Below are 1,944 nucleotides of genomic sequence, written 5' to 3' on the forward strand. Positions count from 1 at the left end.
CATTGATATAAAATATTGTTAAGCTACAAATATAATAATTTTATATGAAAAGAATTTGGTTCCCAAACCACTAGTGCCCGTAGGCAAAAATTATCCAAAAAAGTTTCGCCTGGTGTTTAAGCCAATTTACTCCTAAATATTTTTTGACCATAAAGCTATACTCAATACCTGTTTTGATTTGTCTGTTATTTTTTAATAAAAATATTTTGTTGTCTGTTTTGTTTATAGTCCAGCTTGTCAGGTGCTATTAACTGGTTTTATCTTCTGTTTACCTACTATTTTTAATTCCTATCAAATTGCCCAACCTTAGGCAAGTCATCCAATTTCTTTGTACTTTCCTTCAAAATTTATGGATAATCAAATACAATGATGCGATTTTTTTCCCGAAGAAAATTCCTTGCTAAAGGTGCTGTGGTGACTGCCGCTGCCAGCATAGGCTTAGGACATACCAGTTGCCAATTGTCTGAAAAAGTAAAAGATGAGACAACCGATGCTGATGTAAAAAAAGGTACGTTAAAAGAAAACCCACTTTCAAAACCAATATTACCAGTAGTAATAGCCACCTGGAATCACGGCATAGCTGCCAACGAAGCTGCCATGAAAGTAATAGCTCAAGGTGGTAAAGCTATAGATGCAGTAGAAGCAGGAGTGAAAGTGACTGAAGCCGATCCCGATAACTTAAGTGTGGGGTATGGAGGATTACCTGATCGAGACGGAAACGTAACCCTAGACGCCTGCATTATGGACGAAAAAGGCAATGCGGGGTCAGTGTCTTTTTTACAACACATCAAACACCCCATATCAGTAGCACGCAAGGTAATGGATGAAACCCCCCATGTAATGTTAAGCGGTGCAGGGGCTTTACAGTTTGCTTTACAACAAGGTTTTAAAAAAGAGAATTTATTGACCGACAAGGCAAAAAAACAATGGGAAGAGTGGAAAGAGAAGGCTGAGTATACGCCCATTGTAAACATTGAGAACCATGATACTATCGGTTTATTGGCTATAGACAAACACGGCGATATTTCGGGAGCTTGTACTACTAGTGGACTGGCTTATAAAATGCACGGCAGGGTAGGAGATTCTCCAGTAATAGGTGCGGGTATGTTTGTAGACAACGAGGTAGGGGGGGCTTGTGCCACAGGATTGGGCGAAGCAGTGCTAAAGACGTTGGGGGCTTTTCTTATTGTAGAACTTATGCGGCAGGGGCTTAGCCCACAAGAGGCTTGTGAAGAGGGGGTAAGAAGAATTGTGAAAAGCCAAAATTATCAAAAATTTCAAATAGGTTACCTTGCCCTAAACAAGAAAGGTGAGCATGGGGTGTATAGTATTCAGCCAGGATTTAATTATGCTTTGTATCAGGCAGGCACCAATGAATTGATTGATGCGCCAAGTTTTATAAAGAAAAAATAAGCAAAAAAGCCATAGTCTTTAAAAACTATGGCTTGAATAATTTTTTGGGCTACTGGCAACCAATGATGCGCTTGGTTAGGTAGCAGGTCTAGTAAATTTAAATCAGATTGTAGCTTTGCCCTTAATTGCGTTGGTGGCGTCGCTTAAAGTAATGGGAAATTTATAATGCTGAACATCAATGGAGAAGACTGCTGTAGTATGTTGGGCATACACCTGCTGGCATATACACAACAAAAAGAAGGTGGTGCTTTGAAAAATAGATGAGGCACAGATTTTTATGGAAATCAATTGCTTTGTAAAACACAAAATCAGATAGCAACTTTAATCAAATCGTTTGAGAATAATGTAAGAGAGAAGTTAATCAACCATCACAAACAGAAAATACACCAACCTCTTACTATGTCTGGTGGACGGTTCGGAGGACTGGTGTTTTTTGTGTATATAATCATTGTCATACTAGTGTTACTTCAACTTTGGTTATTAGGGTATAGTTTTTATATTAGCATCCAAAAGGATATGTCACAAAAGAAA

At 38.4% G+C, this 1,944-nt stretch carries 1 protein-coding gene; it reads left to right on the plus strand.

What is annotated here, in order from left to right; translation table 11 throughout:
• Positions 1–366 precede the first annotated feature (366 nt).
• Positions 367–1,413 (plus strand): isoaspartyl peptidase/L-asparaginase family protein, encoded by a 1,047-nt coding sequence (locus Q0954_RS33775; protein WP_299466448.1) that lies wholly within the window; start codon positions 367–369, stop codon positions 1,411–1,413.
• Positions 1,414–1,944: the final 531 nt, after the last annotated feature.

It is taken from the genome of uncultured Microscilla sp. (genome assembly GCF_947493425.1).
GTDB lineage: Bacteria > Bacteroidota > Bacteroidia > Cytophagales > Microscillaceae > Microscilla.

Coding starts and splice junctions, on each gene's coding strand:
- Q0954_RS33775 (WP_299466448.1), top strand. CDS start 367: ATGATGCGATTTTTTTCCCGAAGAAAATTCCTTGCTAAAGGTGCTGTG.